Origin of the sequence: Pseudomonas kuykendallii (genome assembly GCF_900106975.1) — a bacterium.
GTDB lineage: Bacteria > Pseudomonadota > Gammaproteobacteria > Pseudomonadales > Pseudomonadaceae > Pseudomonas_O > Pseudomonas_O kuykendallii.
The window spans coordinates 906,867-924,564 of record NZ_FNNU01000002.1 but is presented as its reverse complement, the minus strand read 5'-3'; the positions used below and the strand labels follow the sequence as shown (position 1 = coordinate 924,564).

General features: G+C 68.8%; 11 protein-coding genes. 6 read left to right on the top strand and 5 right to left on the bottom strand.

The genetic code is table 11. The features are described from left to right. Window positions 1–99: 99 nt before the first annotated feature. The 6 genes from BLV15_RS09455 (at window position 100) to BLV15_RS09430 (ending at window position 8,934) form a co-directional block, all read left to right on the top strand. Complete coding sequence (locus BLV15_RS09455) at window positions 100–2,985, top strand: valine--tRNA ligase (protein ID WP_090227051.1); 2,886 nt, start codon at window positions 100–102, stop codon at window positions 2,983–2,985. A gap of 87 nt (window positions 2,986–3,072) precedes the next feature. After that, window positions 3,073–3,369, top strand: a complete 297-nt coding sequence (locus BLV15_RS09450) for a winged helix-turn-helix domain-containing protein (protein ID WP_090227048.1) — start codon at window positions 3,073–3,075, stop codon at window positions 3,367–3,369. Between the two features lie 33 nt (window positions 3,370–3,402). After that, window positions 3,403–5,232, top strand: a complete 1,830-nt coding sequence (locus tag BLV15_RS09445; protein WP_090227044.1) for an SLC13 family permease — start codon at window positions 3,403–3,405, stop codon at window positions 5,230–5,232. Window positions 5,233–5,350: 118 nt separating this feature from the next. Further along, a complete protein-coding gene (rlmF, locus tag BLV15_RS09440; protein WP_090227042.1) occupies window positions 5,351–6,331 on the top strand; it encodes a 23S rRNA (adenine(1618)-N(6))-methyltransferase RlmF in 981 nt (326 codons plus the stop codon). 67 nt (window positions 6,332–6,398) lie between these two features. Then, the gene (locus tag BLV15_RS09435; RefSeq protein WP_090227039.1) at window positions 6,399–6,974 is read left to right on the top strand and encodes a cysteine hydrolase family protein; all 576 of its coding nucleotides are present in this window, start codon (window positions 6,399–6,401) and stop codon (window positions 6,972–6,974) included. 118 nt (window positions 6,975–7,092) lie between these two features. Further along, window positions 7,093–8,934, top strand: a complete 1,842-nt coding sequence (locus BLV15_RS09430) for an ABC transporter ATP-binding protein (RefSeq protein WP_090227036.1) — start codon at window positions 7,093–7,095, stop codon at window positions 8,932–8,934. A gap of 167 nt (window positions 8,935–9,101) precedes the next feature. Here BLV15_RS09430 and BLV15_RS09425 read toward each other — a convergent pair whose 3' ends face one another. The 5 genes from BLV15_RS09425 to BLV15_RS09405 all read right to left on the bottom strand — a co-directional run bounded on the left by BLV15_RS09425 (window position 9,102) and on the right by BLV15_RS09405 (window position 17,612). Next, on the bottom strand, window positions 9,102–10,730 hold the full coding sequence (locus BLV15_RS09425) for an OpgD/OpgG family glucan biosynthesis protein (RefSeq protein WP_090227034.1): 1,629 nt from the start codon (window positions 10,728–10,730) through the stop codon (window positions 9,102–9,104). A 181-nt stretch (window positions 10,731–10,911) separates the two neighbouring features. Continuing rightward, window positions 10,912–14,355, bottom strand: a complete 3,444-nt coding sequence (gene sbcC, locus BLV15_RS09420; RefSeq protein WP_090227031.1) for an exonuclease subunit SbcC — start codon at window positions 14,353–14,355, stop codon at window positions 10,912–10,914. 303 nt (window positions 14,356–14,658) lie between these two features. Next, entirely contained in the window at window positions 14,659–15,876 is a 1,218-nt protein-coding gene (gene sbcD, locus BLV15_RS09415) for an exonuclease subunit SbcD (protein WP_090227447.1), read from the bottom strand. Window positions 15,877–15,977: 101 nt separating this feature from the next. Further along, window positions 15,978–16,931, bottom strand: a complete 954-nt coding sequence (argC, locus tag BLV15_RS09410; protein ID WP_090227028.1) for an N-acetyl-gamma-glutamyl-phosphate reductase — start codon at window positions 16,929–16,931, stop codon at window positions 15,978–15,980. A gap of 261 nt (window positions 16,932–17,192) precedes the next feature. Next, window positions 17,193–17,612: an Lrp/AsnC family transcriptional regulator gene (locus BLV15_RS09405; protein ID WP_090227026.1), complete on the bottom strand. Its 420-nt coding sequence runs from the start codon at window positions 17,610–17,612 to the stop codon at window positions 17,193–17,195. Window positions 17,613–17,698 lie beyond the last annotated feature (86 nt).

Below are 17,698 nucleotides of genomic sequence, written 5' to 3'. Positions count from 1 at the left end.
GCACGCGGCAGCCTCGCTCCGCGTGCCTAGGCCCTGCCCGCCATCCCCTTTATACTTGCCGGCTTTCCTGATCAGCCGCTTTCAAGAGTCCCGCACCGCATGGACAAGACCTACCAGCCGCACGCCATCGAGACTTCCTGGTACCAGACCTGGGAAGCGAACAACTATTTTGCCCCCCAGGGTGCCGGCGAGCCGTACACCATCATGATCCCGCCGCCGAACGTCACCGGCAGCCTGCATATGGGCCACGGCTTCAACAACGCGATCATGGATGCACTGATCCGCTTCCGCCGCATGCAGGGCCGCAACACCCTGTGGCAGCCGGGCACCGACCACGCCGGTATCGCCACGCAGATGCTGGTGGAGCGCCAGCTCGGCGCCCAGGGCCTGTCGCGCCATGACCTCGGCCGCGAGAAGTTCCTCGACAAGGTGTGGCAGTGGAAGGCCGAATCCGGCGGCAACATCAGCCGGCAGATCCGCCGCCTGGGCTCTTCGGTGGACTGGTCGCGCGAGCGCTTCACCATGGACGACGGCCTCTCCGAAGCGGTGAAGGAAGCCTTCGTGAGGCTGCACGAGGACGGCCTGATCTACCGCGGCAAGCGCCTGGTCAACTGGGACACCAAGCTGCACACGGCGATCTCCGACCTCGAAGTGGAAAGTCACGACGAGAAGGGCCACCTGTGGAATCTGCGCTACCCGCTGGCCGACGGCGCGAAGACCGCCGAGGGCGCGGACTACCTGATCGTCGCCACCACCCGCCCGGAAACCATGCTCGGTGACTCCGCCGTCGCGGTGAACCCGAACGACGAACGCTACCAAGCGCTGATCGGCACGTTCGTCGAACTGCCGCTGCTCGGCCGGCGCATCCCGATCGTCGCCGACGACTACTGCGACCCCGAGTTCGGCACCGGCTGCGTGAAGATCACCCCGGCTCACGACTTCAACGACTACGAAGTCGGCAAGCGCCACAACCTGCCGCTGATCAACATCTTCGACAAGAACGCCGCCGTGCTGGCGAGCGCCCAGGCGTTCCACATCGACGGCAGCGTCGACGCCGACTTCGACGGCAGCCTGCCGGCCGAATACGCCGGCCTCGACCGCTTCGAGGCGCGCAAGCGCATCGTCGCCGCCTTCGAGGCGCTCGGCCTGCTGGAGAAGATCGAGGACCATGCGCTGAAAGTGCCCAAGGGCGACCGCTCCGGCACCGTCATCGAACCCTGGCTGACCGACCAGTGGTACGTCTCAACCAAGCCGCTGGCCGAGAAGGCCATCGCCGTGGTCGAGAGTGGCGAGATCCAGTTCGTGCCCAAGCAGTACGAGAACATGTACTTCAGCTGGATGCGCGACATCCAGGACTGGTGCATCAGCCGCCAGCTCTGGTGGGGCCACCGCATCCCAGCCTGGTACGACGAGGCCGGTAACGTCTACGTCGGCCGCGACGAAGCCGAAGTACGCGCCAAACACGGCCTGGAAGACACCCCGCTGCGCCAGGACGACGACGTGCTCGACACCTGGTTCAGCTCCGGACTGTGGACCTTCTCGACCCTCGGCTGGCCCGAGCAGACCGACTTCCTGAAGACCTTCCATCCCACCGACGTGCTGGTCACCGGCTTCGACATCATCTTCTTCTGGGTCGCGCGGATGATCATGCTGTCGACTCACCTGACCGGGCAGATCCCGTTCAAGACCGTTTACGTGCACGGCCTGGTGCGCGACGGCCAGGGGCAGAAGATGTCCAAGTCCAAGGGCAACGTGCTCGACCCGCTGGACATCGTCGACGGCATCTCGCTGGACGCGCTGCTGGAGAAACGCACCAGCGGCCTGATGCAGCCGAAGATGGCCGAGAAGATCGCCAAGCAGACCAAGGCCGAGTTCCCGCAAGGCATCGCCAGCTACGGCACCGACGCGCTGCGCTTCACCTTCTGTTCGCTGGCCTCCACCGGTCGCGACATCAAGTTCGACATGGGCCGCGTCGAGGGCTACCGCAACTTCTGCAACAAGCTGTGGAACGCCGCCAACTTCGTCATCGAGAACACCGATGGCCAGGACACCGGCGTGAATGGCGAGCCGGTCGAGCTGTCCTCGGTGGACCGCTGGATCATCTCCGCGCTGCAACGCTGCGAGCAGGACGTGACGCGCCACCTCGACGCCTTCCGCTTCGACCTGGCCGCCCAGGCGCTCTACGAATTCGTCTGGGACGAGTACTGCGCCTGGTACCTGGAGCTGGTCAAGCCGGTGCTGTGGGACGCTGTACAGGGAGGTACGAGTGCCGCTGAAGGCAGGACGCCGGAAGCGGCCGAGAACGCAAATAAACTGGCACGCCAGCGCGGCACCCGCCGCACCCTGGTACGCGTGCTGGAAGTGATCCTGCGCCTGGCTCACCCGTTCATGCCCTTCATCACCGAGGAAATCTGGCAGCGCATCAAGGCCCAGGCCGGCGTCAGCGGCGAAACGATCATGCTGCAACCCTGGCCGGTCGCCAACGAAAGCCGCATCGACGCCGCCGCCGAAGGCGACATCGAGTGGGTCAAGACGCTGATGCTCGGCGTGCGGCAGATCCGTGGCGAGATGAACATCTCCATGGCCAAGCGCATCGACATCATCGTCGCCAATGCCAGCGAGCAGGACCTGCGCCGGCTGAACGACAACGCGCCGCTGCTGAACAAGCTGGCCAAGCTGGAATCGGTGCGCGTGCTCGCCGCTGGCGAGGACGCGCCGATGTCCGCCACCGCGCTGGTCGGCGACATGCAGGTGCTGGTGCCGATGGCCGGCCTGATCGACAAGGCCGCCGAACTGGGGCGCCTGGACAAGGAAATCCAGCGCCTGGAAGGCGAGGTCAAGCGCGTCGGCGGCAAGCTGTCCAACGCCGGCTTCGTCGACAAGGCGCCCGCCGACGTCATCGACAAGGAGCGCGCCAAACTCGCCGAAGCCGAACAGGCGCTGGCCAACCTCGCCGAACAGCGACACAAGATCGCCAGCCTGTAACGCCGCCAAGGCCCGCACCCGCGGGCCTTGTGCATTAGGTGGGCGGCGAAAGGCCGCCTGTTCCAGAGGCATTCAAGGACACTCGGAATGGACGTCAGCAAGACCAAGACCAGCTTCTACCGTCGCCTCTACGTCGCCTGGCTGATCGACAGCGGCGCGGCGACCAGCGTGCCGGCGTTGACGGAGGCCACCGGGATGCCGCGGCGCACCGCCCAGGACACCCTGGCGGCGCTGGCCGACCTGGATATCCAGTGCGTCTTCGAGCAGCAGGAAGGCGAGCGCAACAACGCCGGGCGCTACGCGATTCGTGACTGGGGCGCCATCGACAAGGGCTGGATCGAGCGGCACCTGCCGATGATCAAGGCGGTCCTGGAGTACCCGTGAGCCCTTCGCCGTCCGCCAATCGACCGTCCGACGATGAATAAAGACCTGCTGCTGGTCCTCGCCCTGCTCGTCCTGTGCATCACGCTGTTCGTGCGCAACCGGCCGCGGGTGGACGTGGTCGCGCTGCTGATGATAGTCGCCCTGCCGCTCACCGGCATTCTCGAACTGCACGAGGTGCTCGCCGGGTTCAGCGACCCCAGCGTGCTGCTGATCGCCGCGCTGTTCGTCATCGGCGACGGCCTGGTGCGCACCGGCATCGCCTATCGCCTCGGCGACTGGCTGGTGCATCGCGCCGGCAGCAGCGAGACGCGCCTGCTGGTGCTGTTGATGCTGATGGTCGCCGGGCTCGGCTCGGTGATGAGTTCCACCGGGGTGGTGGCGATCTTCATCCCGGTGGTGCTCGGCGTCGCCGCGCGGATGCGCGTGGCCGCCAGCCGCCTGTTGATGCCGCTGGCGTTCGCCGGGCTGATCAGCGGCATGCTGACGCTGGTCGCCACGCCGCCGAACATGGTGGTGCACGCCGAGCTGGTGCGCGAAGGACTGGCCGGTTTCGGCTTCTTCGCCTTCGCGCCGATCGGCCTGACGATACTTGCCCTGGGCATCGGCTACCTGCTGCTGGCGCGGCGCTGGCTGGGCAGTCGCGACGCGGAAAACGGCGAGCAGGACGCCCGGCGCACCCTCGCCGACCTGGCGCAGAGCTATCGCCTGAGCGAACGCGAGCGGCGCCTGCGCGTGCGCGCCGACTCGCGGCTGGCGAACCAGGCGCTGAACGAGCTGGAGCTGCGCCAGCAGTACGGCATCAACGTGATCGCCGTCGAGCGCCAGCACAAGTTCCGCAGCCTGCTGCTGATGGCCACCGGCAACACCGAGCTGCTGCCCGGCGACATCCTGCTGATCGACCTGGCCAGCCCGGCCATCGCCCTGCTCGGCGCCTACGACGAACTCGGCCTGGAGCCGCTGCCGTTGCAGACCTCCTACTACAGCATCCACTCCCATGTGCTCGGCCTGGCCGAAGTGGCGCTGCCGCCGGACTCCGAACTGCCGGGCAAGACCATCCAGGAACTGGGTTTCCGCAGCCGCCACAAGCTCAACGTGGTCGGCCTGCGGCGCAACCGCGAGGCGCTCGACGGCCTGCTGGTGGACGAAAAGCTGAAGACCGGCGACATCCTGCTGGTGGCCGGCGCCTGGAAGGAAATTCACCGGTTGCAGAGCCTGGGTCGGGATTTCCTCGTGCTCAGCCTGCCGGCGGAAGTGGACGAAGTGGCGCCGGCCGCGCGCAAGGCGCCGCACGCGCTGCTGGCGTTGGCGGTGATGGTGGCGCTGATGGTCAGCGGCCTGGTGCCGAACGTGATCGCCGCGCTGATCGGCTGCCTGCTGATGGGCGCGTTCCGCTGCATCGACATGGACAGCGCCTACAAGGCGATCCACTGGCAGAGCCTGCTGCTGATCGTCGGCATGCTGCCGTTCGCCCTGGCGTTGCAGAAAACCGGCGGCATCGAGCTGGCGGTGAACGGCCTGGTCGGCGCGCTGGGCGACGCCGGCCCGCGCGCGCTGCTCGCCGGGTTGTTCGTGGTCACCGCGCTGATCGGCCTGTTCATCTCCAACACCGCCACCGCGGTGCTGATGGCGCCGGTCGCGCTGAGCACCGCCGAACGCCTAGGCGCCTCGCCCTACCCGTTCGCCATGATCGTCGCACTGGCGGCGTCGGCGGCGTTCATGACGCCGATCTCCTCGCCGGTGAACACCCTGGTGCTGGGGCCGGGGCATTACCGCTTCGGCGATTTCGTCCGTGTCGGCGTGCCCTTCACCCTGCTGGTGATGGCGGTCAGCGTGGCGATGGTGCCCTGGCTGTTTCCGTTCTAGCGCGGTGACGGTGCGCGCGGCGCACCCTACGCAGGGCGGAGCGATGGCGATGCGGTGATACAGCGCGGCCGGCGCGGCTTGTGGGACAATGCCCCGCCGCGCCAACCGATAACCCGCCATGCCGAACAAGCCCGCCGCCACCAAGCCCCTGTTGCACCCGCGCAACCGCCACCAGGGTCGCTACGACTTCCCCGCGCTGATCGCCAGCAGCCCGGAGCTGGCGGCCTTCGTCATCCTCAATCCGTACGGCAAGCAGAGCATCGACTTCGCCAACCCGGAAGCGGTGAAGGTGTTCAACCGCGCGCTGCTCAGGCAGCTCTACGGAATCGCCCACTGGGACATTCCGCCCGGCTACCTGTGCCCGCCGATTCCCGGCCGCGCCGACTACCTGCACGGCCTCGCCGACCTGCTCGCCGCCGACAACGGCGCTGAAATCCCGCGCGGCGCCGGGGTACGTGTGCTGGACATCGGCTGCGGCGCCAACTGCATTTACCCGCTGCTCGGCCACGCCGACTACGGCTGGCGCTTCCTCGGCTCGGACATCGACCGCGTGGCGCTCAAGGCCGCCGGGGTGATCCTGCGCAGCAATCGCCTGGACAAGGCCATCGCGCTGCGCCTGCAGGAACGCCCGGAACAGATTCTCCAGGGCCTGCTGCACGCCGACGAGCGCTTCGACCTGACGCTCTGCAACCCGCCGTTCCATGCCACGCGCGACGAAGCCACGCGCGGCAGCCAGCGCAAATGGCGCAACCTCGGCAAGCTCGACCCGAGCCGCCAGCTGCCGACGCTCAACTTCGGCGGGCAGAGCAACGAGCTTTACTGCGAGGGCGGCGAGGTGGCCTTCGTCAGCCGGCTGATCGCCGAGAGCGCCGCCTGCGCCAGCCAGGTGCTGTGGTTCAGCACGCTGGTGTCCAAGGCATCCAACCTGCCGGCGGTGAGCGCCGCGTTGAAACGCGCCGGCGCGCACCAGCAGTGCACGGTGGAGATGGCGCAGGGCCAGAAGCAGAGCCGCTTCGTCGCCTGGACCTTCCACGACGCGGCGCAACGGCAGGCATGGCACGACGCGCGCGGGCAAGGTGGACGGTCGTCGGCTGGCTGAGCCGCTGCGGTGAATCATCCGCGCGGCGCGTATCCAATGAGGGTGTTCCCCGAAAAATGGAGTACGCATGACTACCGCATTCATCGGCCTGGACTACATCGTCGACATCACCCATCCCAGCGGCAGGATGGCCGCCGCCGCGCAGCAGGTCATCGACCGCGACGTGATCGCCAAGGCCAACCACGCGCTGGCCATCGCACGGCGCAAGGGCTGGCTCTCGGTGCTGGTCAAGGTCGGCTTCGACAAGGGTTATCCGAACCTGCCCAGGCATTCCCGGCTGTTCGGCAAGGCGAAGGAAATGGGCGTGCTGGAGATCGGCTCGCCAGGCACCGAATTCCACCCGGTGCTGGAGTCCGCGCTGGCCGACATGGTACTGGTCAAACCACGCGTCAACGCCTTCCACGGCACCGGCCTGGAGCCGGCCCTGCGCGCCCGCGGCGTTACCCGCGTGGTGCTCGCCGGGGTGAGCACGGCGATGGCGATCCAGAGCGCCGCCCGCGATGCCCACGATCGCGACTTCGAGGTGCTGATCCTCGAGGAAGCCTGCGCCGCCGCGACCCTGGCCGACCACGTCGACTCGATCCGCCTGCTCGGCAGCATCGCCAGCGTGGTCACCCTGGAGCAACTGGCGCAGCTGGATTGAGCCAGGCCGGGCGCGGCTGTGAAACACTAGGGGCTGTCGAGCGTGCATCGCGAGCCGCGTTGCCGCGAACCGAACCTCGACGGCCCCCAGCCACCCTTGAGCCAAAGTCCCGTCCTCCATGAAGCCCAGCGTCGCCCCCGCCGTTCCGCGAACCCGCCTGCCCCGCGCGGCCACCCTGCTCGGCTATGCCGGCCGCGCGCTGTCGCTGGTCTGGAGCACCTCGCGGCCGCTGACCCTCGGCCTGATGGCCGCGACGCTGGTGGCCGGCGTGCTGCCGGCGCTGGCCGCCTGGCTGGGCAAGCAGATCGTCGATGCGGTGGTGGCGGCGATGGAACTGCACCGCGTGCAGGGCGAGGCGCCGTTGTGGCCGGTGCTGCGCTACCTGCTGATGGAGGCCGGCGTGGTCGCCGCGATCGCCGCCGCGCAGCGCGGGCTGTCGGTGCAACAGGCCCTGCTGCGCGCGCTGCTCGGGCAGAAGGTCAACCTGCTGATCCTGGAGAAGGCGCAGCGCCTGTCGCTGGCGCAGTTCGAGGATTCCGAGTTCTACGACAAGATGCTGCGCGCGCGTCGCGACGCCTCGGTGAGACCGCTGGCGCTGGTCAACAAGACCTTCGCCCTGGCGCAGAACGCGCTGTCGCTGATCAGCTTCGGCGTGCTGCTGATCGGCTTCTCACCCTGGGCGCTGCTGATCCTGCTGGCCGGCGCGCTGCCGGTGTTCTTCGCCGAAGCGAAGTTTTCCGGCGATGCCTTCCGCCTGTTCAGCTGGCGCTCTCCCGAATCACGCATGCAGAACTACCTGGAGACGCTGCTGGCGCGCGAGGACAGCGTCAAGGAAGTGAAGCTGTTCGGCCTCGCCCCGCTGCTGCTGCAACGCTACCGGGAGATCTTCGCCAAGCTCTACGCCGAGGACCGCGCGCTGACCCTGCGTCGCGACGGCTGGGGTTTCGGCCTCGGCCTGCTGGGCACGCTGGCGTTCTACGGCGCCTACGCCTGGGTGGTGCTGGACACCGTGGGCGGGCGCCTGAGCCTGGGCGACATGACCATGTACCTGCTGCTGTTCCGCCAGGGCCAGTCCGCCGTGGCCAGCAGCCTGTCCGCCATCGGCGGGATGTACGAGGACAACCTCTACCTGTCCAATCTCTACGACTATCTGGAACAGCCGGTCGCCGAGGAACGCGGCGCATTGCAGGCCGGCGTGCTGCCGGGCGACGGCCTGCGCTTCGAGGGTGTCGGCTTCCAGTACCCGGGCGCCAGCCGGCCGGCGCTGCAGGGCATCGACCTGCACCTGGAGCCCGGCCACAGCCTGGCGCTGGTCGGCCAGAACGGCTCCGGCAAGACCACGCTGATCAAGCTGCTGACGCGTCTGTATGCGCCCAGCGAGGGGCGCGTGCTGCTCGACGGCAGCGACTTGCAGGACTGGAACGCCGAGGCGCTGCGGCGGCGGATCGGGGTGATCTTCCAGGACTTCACCCGCTACCAGCTGAGCGTCGGCGAGAACCTAGGCGTTGGCGACGTCGAGGCCTTCGACGATCCGGAGCGCTGGCGCGAAGCCGCCGAACGCGGCATGGCCAGCGACTTCATCGACGACCTCGATCAGGGCTACGCGACCCAGCTCGGCCGCTGGTTCCGCGACGGCCAGGAGCTCTCCGGCGGGCAATGGCAGAAGATCGCCCTGTCGCGCTCGTGGATGCGCCGCTCGGCGGACATCCTGGTGCTCGACGAACCCACCGCCGCGATGGACGCCGCCGCCGAAGCCGAGGTGTTCGCACGCTTCCGCGAGCACGCCGCGGGCAAGATGACCATCCTCATCTCGCACCGTTTCTCCAGCGTGCGCAGCGCCGAGCAGATCATCGTGCTGGAACACGGGCGCATCCTCGAACAGGGCAGCCACGCGCAGCTGCTCACCGCCGAAGGCCGCTACGCGCAGCTGTTCCGGCTGCAGGCGGAGGGGTATCTGTAGGGGCGGTTCGCTGCACTGCATCGCGTGGGCTGAAGCCCACCCTACGGCTGGCGCGCACGCCGCTCCCCATTCATGGGAGAGGGACTGGGTGAGAGGGAAGGCAACGCCCCTGGTAGACGGAAAAGCCCGCTCGATGCGGGCTTTTTCAGCCGTCCACCGAATCCCGCCTACGGGTACTTGCGCTTCTCCGGCGCCGGCGGGAAGTACTGGTAGAGCCAGGTCTCGCTGAGCACCTGCTTGTCGCTGGCGCGGCGGATGAAGGCGCGAAATTCCACGGGGTCGACGCTGTCATTGGTGGGGAACCAGTCGAACAGCGCGCGGAAGCCCTTCACCTCCGGATGCAGCGCGAGGATGTGGAAGTCCTTCGCCTCGCCACTGGACGCGGTGACCACCAGCTCGATGCCCTCGCTGGGGGCCATGGCGTCCAGCGGGCCGCCGGTGAAGTCGATGGCGAAGCGCCGCGCCCAGACCTCCGGGTAATGCTCGCCCGGCGCCCAGCCCTCGATGAAGCCGCCCATCCCGGAACGCGTGGCGAGCACCCGGGCCAGCGACGGCTGCACCGGTGGCAGCGCGGCCCAGTAGAGCTTGTACGCGTAGTTCAGCGAAGTGCCGGCGGTGATCGCGCGCTTGGGATTCCAGAACACCACGATGTTGTCCAGCGTCTCGCCGGTGGTCGGCAGCTCCATCAGGTCGACGCTGCCCTCGCCCCAGTCGTTGGTCGGCTCGACCCACAGGCTCGGGCGGCGGCTGTACCAGTCCACGGTGTCCTGGTAGGTGGCGAAGTCGTGGTCGCTCTGCACCAGGCCGAAGCCCTTCGGGTTGTTGTCGGCGAAGGCGTTGAACTGGATGCGCTCCGGATTGTTCAGCGGGCGACAGACCCACTCGCCATTGCCGCGCCACATCGACAGTCGGTCGGAATCGTGGATGTTCGGGTGGATGGTGTCGCACATGCGCCGCTCGTGGCCGCCGCAGCTGAACATGCTGGTCATCGGCGTGATGCCGAGCTGCTTGATCGCTTGGCGCGCGTTGACGTGGGCATCGATGGACATCACCACCTGGTCCGGCAGGCAGTCGATGTCGAAGCGGTAGGCGCCGGTGGCGCTGGGCGAATCGAGCAGCGCGTAGAGCACGAAGCGGGTGCTGTCCTTGTCCGGCGTCTCGAACCAGAACTCGACGAAGTTGGGGAATTCCTCGGGGCCGCCGGCGTAGGTGTTGATCGCCAGGCCGCGCGCCGAGAGGCCGTACTGGCCGGTCTTGTCCACCGCGCGGAAGTAGCTGGCGCCGAGGAAGGAGACGATGTCGTACTTGTCGATGTTCGGCTGCTTGAACGCCTTGAACCCGGAGAAGCCGAGGTCGCCCTTGAGCTGGGCGACATCGACGCCGCTGCTGGCGTAGTTGAACAGTTCCGGGCGGAAGTGCACTTCGCGCGACAGCCGCGTGGCCGGGTCGATGCCGTGCATGCGCACCGGCTGGCGGAACGCCATGCCGACGTGGAAGAACTGCACGTCGAGCTGGCCTTCGAGGTCCTTCCACAGCGAATGCTCGGGGTCGTACTGAATGGCGTTGAACTGCTGCGGGGTCATCTTCGCCAGGGTCGGCGGCAGCGTCTCGCGGGTATCCACGTAGGGCTTGCCGGCGAGCGCCTTGGCCTGCGCCTGCAGGCGCTTGAAGTCGAAGGGTTCGGCGGCGCCGTTGGCGGTGTCGGCGAGCGCGCGGGCGGCGAAGAAACCGGACGCCGGCAGGCCAGTCAGGGCGGCCAGCGCCATGGACGCTTTCAACAGATTTCGTCTTTGCATGGATCACTTCACGACGGAGGTTCTGGGAACCGCGCACCCGCGAGGCGGCGGCAGGGGTAAACGTGGCAATGGACGCCATAACGCGGCGACAGTTCGGCAATGATGCCTGCAACGGCCGCCGTTGAGCGCTCGCGGCCCCTAAAAACGCGGGCGGTCCGCGGAGCGAATTCTTTACCGGCTATTACGGCGTCGCCGGCACCCGGGGTTCGACGGCGAAGCGCTTCTCCAGGCTGCTGTAGCCCATGCCGTGGCCCTTGCTGACCTTGAGCTGCACCGGAATGCGCTCCTTCAGCGCCTCGACGTGACTGATGATGCCGATCATCTTGCCGCTGGCGTTGAGGCTGTCCAGCGCGTCGAGGGCGATTTCCAGGGTTTCGCCGTCCAGCGTGCCGAAGCCCTCGTCGAGGAACAGAGAATCGATGCTGGTCTTGTGGCTGACCAGATCGGACAGCGCCAGGGCCAGCGCCAGGCTGACCAGGAAGCTCTCGCCCCCGGACAGCGTGCGCGTGTCGCGGGCGACATCCGCCTGCCAGGTGTCGATCACTTCCAGCTCCAGTTCGCCGACCGATTTGCGCGCCAGCAGGTAGCGCCCGTGCAAGCGTTCCAGCTGGCGATTGGCGAGATGCACCAGGTGGTCGAGGGTCAGGCCCTGGGCGAACTTGCGGTACTTGGCGCCGTCTGCCGACCCAATCAGGCCGTTGAGGTGCTGCCAGAGCTGGTGCTCGCCCTCCTGCGCGGCGATCGCAGCGAACAGCGCCTGCTGGTTCTGCCGGCGCTGTTCGTCGCCCTGCAGTTGCGCGCGGATCTCGCCCTGGCGCTGGGTCAGGCTGCGCAGCGCGGCGCCCAGCTCGGCCAGGCGCGCATCCAGCTGCGCGGCGTCCGCGTCGGTCCTGGGTGCGGCGCGCAGGTCGGCCAGCGCCTGTTCGGCCGACGCTCGCAATGCCTGCGCCTGGGCCAGCGCGGTGTGCAGGCGCTCCCTGGCGTCCTGCAGGGTGGCGCGCTGCGCCTCGTCCAGGCAGGCCTCGAGAAACGCCTGGGTGTCGGCGAAGGGGCTGTCTTCCAGCGCCGCGCGCCAGGCCTGCTCGGCTTCGGCGAACGTGACCTGGTCCTGCGCCAGGCGCTGTTCCAGGCTGTGCCGGGTGCCCTGCAATTCGGCGCTGCGCTGCTGCGCGCCGGCGAGCTGCGATTCCGCCTCGCCTATCGCGGCCTCCAGATCGGCCGGCGGCGCGTCCTCGGGCAGATCCGCGTGCTGCGCCGCCTGCCAGCGCTGCAGCCACTTGCCGGCCAGCTCGCGGGCATCGGCGGCGGCGTGCTCCAGCGTTGTCTGCCGTTCGCGCAACGCCTGCAGCCGCGCCTGCGCCTGCTGCCAGGCCTGGGAATCGGCTTCGCGCTCGCGCAGCCAGGCGGCGCCATCGGCCGGCAGCGCGTACCCGAGGGTTCGCAGTTCGGCAGCCAGCGTCTCGTCCGCTTGCGCCTGCTGCGCGTGCAGCTTGCTCAACTGGCGGCCCAGCTCGTCCAGCGCGGTTTGCCGGGCGAGCTGGTCGCGTTGCGCCAGGGCCAGCGTCTGCGCGGCGTCCGCTTCGGCCTGCTGCGCGCGCTGCAGTTCGAGGCGGGCGCTCTCCAGCTGCTGCTTCAGGCCATCCAGCGCCTCCAGCCGACGCTGCACCTCGGCCAGCGCCGCGACCTGATCGGCATGCGCCCCGGCGGTGGCCGAGGAGTCGCCGGGTTCCAGCGCCAGGGCTTCGCACTGCTGCTGCCAGGCCTGGTCCAGCTCCAGCCGCTGCTCCTCGCCGGACGCCAGCAGCTCGCCGGCCTGGCGGAGCTGCTCGTCCAGCGCCGAGGCCTGCCGGGCGAGTTCCTGGCCGCGCTCGCCCAGGGCCTCCAGCTCCGCCTCCTTTTCCGCCAGGGCGCGGGCGGTTTCCGAGGCGTCCAGCGCCTGATACGCGGCGATCGCCGGATGCTCGCGGGCGCCGCACAGCGGGCAGGCATCGCCGGGCTGCAACTGCGCGCGATGGGTTTCCAGCGCCTGGATGCGCTCCTCCTGGGCGAGCAGCGTCTTCTTGTCCTGTACCTGCTGCTTGAGGTCGCGGTAGCGCTCGCGCAGCGCCGCGACCTCGGCGTTCTTCTCGTCCTGCTGATGCTGCCGCTCGGCCAGCGTGACGCGCGCCTGCTCGACCTGGCCGGCCAGTTGCGTGCGCCGCTCGCCGAGCTGGCGCAGCTGTTCCAGGGCATTGCCGCGGGCCAGCAGGCGCTGCCAGTCGGCGCGCCACTCGGCCTCGCTGCGGCCGTCGAGGGTCGACTGCCAATCCCGCTGCGGCGCCTCCAGCGCCTGCCGCGCCGCCTGCAGCTGTGCCTGCGCGCTCTGCAGGTGCTGCTGCCGGTCGGCGACATCGACGCCCAGCGCGTGCAATTGGCGGGCAACGCCCTGCTGGCGCGCCTGCGCCTCGGCGATTTCCTGCTGGCAGGTGCTGCGTGCCTCGAACCGGCTGCGCCAGCCGCTCAGTTGCTCGGCCAGGGCCGCGTGCGACGCGCGTTCGCTCAAATCGGCGTCCAGGCTTCGTCGCTGCTCGACGACGGCCGTCAACGCCTCGCCGCGCTCGTCCGCCAGCCGCGCGGAAAAGCGCTGCGCCTGCCAGAGCTGACGCAAGGCTTCGGCGGATACTGCCGCCTGTTCGTCGAGGACCGCCTGCAACGACCGCCGGGTGTCCTGCAGCGCCTGCTCCGCTTCCAGGCGATGACGCTGCACCGGCAGCAGTCGCGCCGCCGGCTCGCTGTCGGCGAGGCGTTGCAGATCGCCCGCCGCCGCGTCGAGCGCCTGTCGCGCCCGGTCTTCGCCGGCCAGCGCATCCTGCCGGCGCGCCTCGGCCCTGCCCAGCTCATCGAGCCATTGGCGTTCGCCCTGGGCGCTGACGAGTTGCCGGTGCAATGTCGCCTCCTCGCCTGCCAGGCGCGCAGCCTCCTCGGCCAACCCGGCACGCTGCGGCTCGTCGAGCAACTCGACGCCCTCGGCGCGCGCGCGCAGTTGCTCCAGCGTCGCCTTGACCTCATTGGTGCGCTGGAATACCCGCTGCGACAGCTGCCCGTAGATGTCGGTACCGGTCAGCTCCTCCAGCAGCTCGGCGCGCTTGTTTGCAGAAGTCTCGAGAAAAGCGGCGAAACCACCCTGGGCCAGCAGCATCGACTTGGTGAAACGCTCGAAATCCAGCCCGGTGAGGCGCTCCACCTCGCGCGGCTTCTCGCTCAGCTTGTCGCTGATGATCTGCCCGTCCAGCCGCGCCAGCTCGGCACGCGGCGCCTGCAACGCGCCGTCGGCCTTGTCGCGCGCCCGGCGCTGGCTCCAGAACGCCCGGTAGCCCTGCCCCTTCACCTCAAACTCGACCTCGGCCAGGCAATCGGCGCAGTGCCGCGTCATCAGCTCGTTGCTGCTCGCCGACAGCGCACTCATCCGCGGCGTGCGGTGGTAAAGCGCCAGGCAGATGGCATCGAGCAAGGTGGTCTTGCCCGCCCCGGTCGGCCCGGTGATGGCGAACAACCCGTTGTCGCGGAACGGCTCTGCGGTGAAGTCGATCTTCCACTCGCCCTTGAGCGAGTTGAGGTTCTTCAGGCGCAGCGAGAGGATTTTCATGGTGGGAGCTGATCAGGTCGGGGTTGGCATTCTAACGGCAGCGCAGAGACCCTGCCGACCGGGCGTGACAAGTCTCGTAGGGTGGGTTAGCGGCATCGCGCGATAGCCCCTGACGATCCGAGGCCGAAAGCCGCGTAACCCACCGGGCGGAGTCCGGCATGTCACCCCCTGGCGGGTTACGCCGCGCGCCGGCTTCCGCGCCTGGCCCAACCTTCGCCCGTCGCGGCTAACCCACCCTACGCGGGTGTGCTCCAGTTCCGTAGGGTGGGCAACGCTTCACCTGCCCACCAGGCGGTTCATGCCCTATTCCCCGTCCTGCAACTCGCCGAGCACCTGCCGGTGCAGATCGTGGAGACGCTGCTGCAGGGCGTCGTCGAGGGTTTCGCTGGCGAGGCGGCGGGCGAAGACGTCGTGCGGGGTGAGCTCGTCGAGGGTTTCGCGGGAGTCGCCGAGCAGACGGGCGACGCCCTGGCCGCGCTCGCGGCGCAGGCGCAGGACTTCCACCGGCAGCCCTTCGCAGAGTGCGCCGACCGGTGCCGAGAGGTCGGCCAGGTAGTCGTCGCTGGCGACGCAGACATCCAGCCACACCGGCAGCGTCGCGCTGCCCTCGCGCGCCGCTTCGGCGATCGCGCCCCTGAGTTCCGCCAGCGAGCCGTGCAGCGAAGCCAGCGGCTGGAAGCGCGGCACCGGCAGCGGCGTTACCGCGCGCAGGCCGTCGCTGTCGAGGTCCACCAGCAGCACCTGTTTTTCCTGCCGCGCTTCGTCGAAGGCCAGCGGGATCGGCGAGCCGCAGTAGCGGATGTGCTCCAGGCCGCCGACCTTCTGCGGCCGGTGGATGTGCCCAAGGGCGATGTAGGCCGCCGCCGGAAAGGCGTTGGTGGGAAAGGCCTCCAGCGCGCCGACGTAGATTTCCCGCACCGAATCGCTGGCACTGGCACCCACCGTGGTCAGGTGGCCGCTGGCGATGATCGGCAATGCGCCGCCGAGTTCGGCGCGGCGCCGCTCGGCCAGCGCGAAGAGTTCCCGGTAGTGCCCGGCGATGGCTTCCTGCAGCGAGCGTTGCTTGTCCTCGGCGCTCTGCCCCGCTTCGCTGCGGAGCAGGTCGCGCGGGCGGAGGAAGGGGATCGCGCAGAGCAGCGCACCCGGCGAGCCGTCGCGTTTGTCGAGCACCAGCAACTGGTCTTCCGGGTTTTCCGCCACCGCCGGGACCACCCGCGCGCCGAGCCGCCCGAGCAGGCTGCGCGATTCGCCTAGGGTTGCCACCGAGTCGTGGTTGCCGCCGAGCACGACCAGTTGCGCACCGCTGTCGCGCAGGTCGACGACGAAGCGGTTGTACTGCTCGCGGGCGTAGCTGGGCGGCGCGCCGGTATCGAAGATGTCGCCGGCGATCAGCACCACGTCCACCGCCTGCTCGCGCACCTGGCCGATCAGCCAGTCGCAGAACGCCTGGTGCTCGGCCTGGCGGGTCTTGCCCATGAAGTGCTGGCCGAGGTGCCAATCGGAGGTGTGCAGCAGGCGCAGGCCGTCGACGGGCGCGGCGGCCGGCGGCGTATCGAACAGGGAGAGGGTTTCCATCGTGGTGCCCTTGCTGGCGGGCTCGTTTGCCGAGCCCGCCGGGAGGATCACAGGCCGCTGTTGAGCCCGGTGTTTTCCGCAGCGCCGATGTGCACGTTCATGCACTGCACGGCGGCGCCGGCAGCGCCCTTGCCGAGGTTGTCGAGGCGCGCGACCAGGGTCACGCGCTCGGCATTGCCGAAGACGAACAGGTCGGCGCGGTTGCTCTCGTTGCAGGCCTGCACGTCGAGGAAACCGCCGTCGAGGTTGTCGGCGCCATCCAGCGGCATCACGCGGATGAACGGCTCGCCGGCGTAATGCCTGACCAGCGCGGCGTGCAGGCTTTCCACGCTGGCGCCGGCCGGCAGGTGGCTGACTTGCAGCGGAACGGTCACCGACAGGCCCTTGAGGAAGTCACCGACGATGGGGTTGAACACCGGCGCCGCGGCGATCCCGGTCTGCACGCGCATTTCCGGCAGGTGCTTGTGCGCCTGACCGAGGGCATAGGCGCGCGGGCTCTTCAGCCTGGCGTTAGCGCCGGCTTCGTACTCGGCGATCATCTGCTTGCCGCCGCCGCTGTAGCCGGTCAGCGAGAAGGCGCTGAGCGGGTAGTCGGCGGGCAGCAGGCCGGCATCCACCAGCGGGCGTACCAGCAGGATGAAGGCGGTGGCATGGCAGCCGGGGTTGGCGATGCGCTTGCTGGCGCGGATCGCCTCGCGCTGGCCGGGCGCGAGTTCCGGCAGGCCGTAGGCCCAGCCGCTGTCGGTACGGAACGCGGTGCTGGCGTCGATGATGCAGGTGTCGGGGTTGTCGACCAGTGCGACGGCCTCGCGCGAGGCGGCGTCGGGCAGGCAGAGGAAGGCCACGTCGGCGGCGTTGAGGAAACGCGCGCGCTCGGCGGAATCCTTGCGCTTGGCCTCGTCGATGCGCAGCAGCTCGATATCCGAACGACCGCCGAGGTAGTCGAGCAGGCGCAACCCGGTGGTGCCTTCCTGGCCGTCTACGAATACTTTGAACGTCATTGCCCAGCCCTCGCGAATAGGTGACGGCCCGCCCGCGGGCCCGATTGGCCGACATTGTACCGACTCGACCGGCGCACGACAGCGCGAGCGGCGTCGATCATCGTGACGGGGGCAGGCGCGCAAACCGGAACAGACGCCCTACGCCCAGTACCTAGGGTGCGCCATGCGCACCGCAACGAGTGAAGCGATTCGCGCCGCAGACGATCGGCCATCGGTGCGCGCGGCGCACCCTACGGAGCTGCGCGGGGAAATCCGGGCGGGTCAGAACGCCCAGTCGGTCACCACGACGTGGGTCTTCACCCGCTGCATGCCGGGGAAGTTCTCGATCTGCCCGCGGATTTCGCCGAGCCGCGCCATGCTCGCGACCTCCAGGTAGACCAGCATGTCGGTCTCGCCGCTGATGCCGCTGCAGCGCTGGATTTCCGGGAATGCGCGCATCCGCTCGACGTACTGCTCGCAGCGGCTCTCGTGATAGAACAGTTCGAGGTAGGCCTTGATCGCGTTGCTTTCGGGGTCCGCAACGCGGGCGTGATAGCCCTGGATCACGCCGCGTTCCTCCAGTTGGCGGATGCGTTCGGCCACCGCCGAGCGCGACAGCGCGACGCTTTCGGCGATGCGGGTGACGGGGGTGCGCGCGTCGCTGCGCAACAGGGCGATGATCTGGCGATCGAACTTGTCCACGGGGTTCTCGCAAAACGGTGACAGGCGATTCGGCGGCGGCTTGCGCCACTCTGCCGGGCAAAGCCGGCAACCTGAATGGCGGCGGA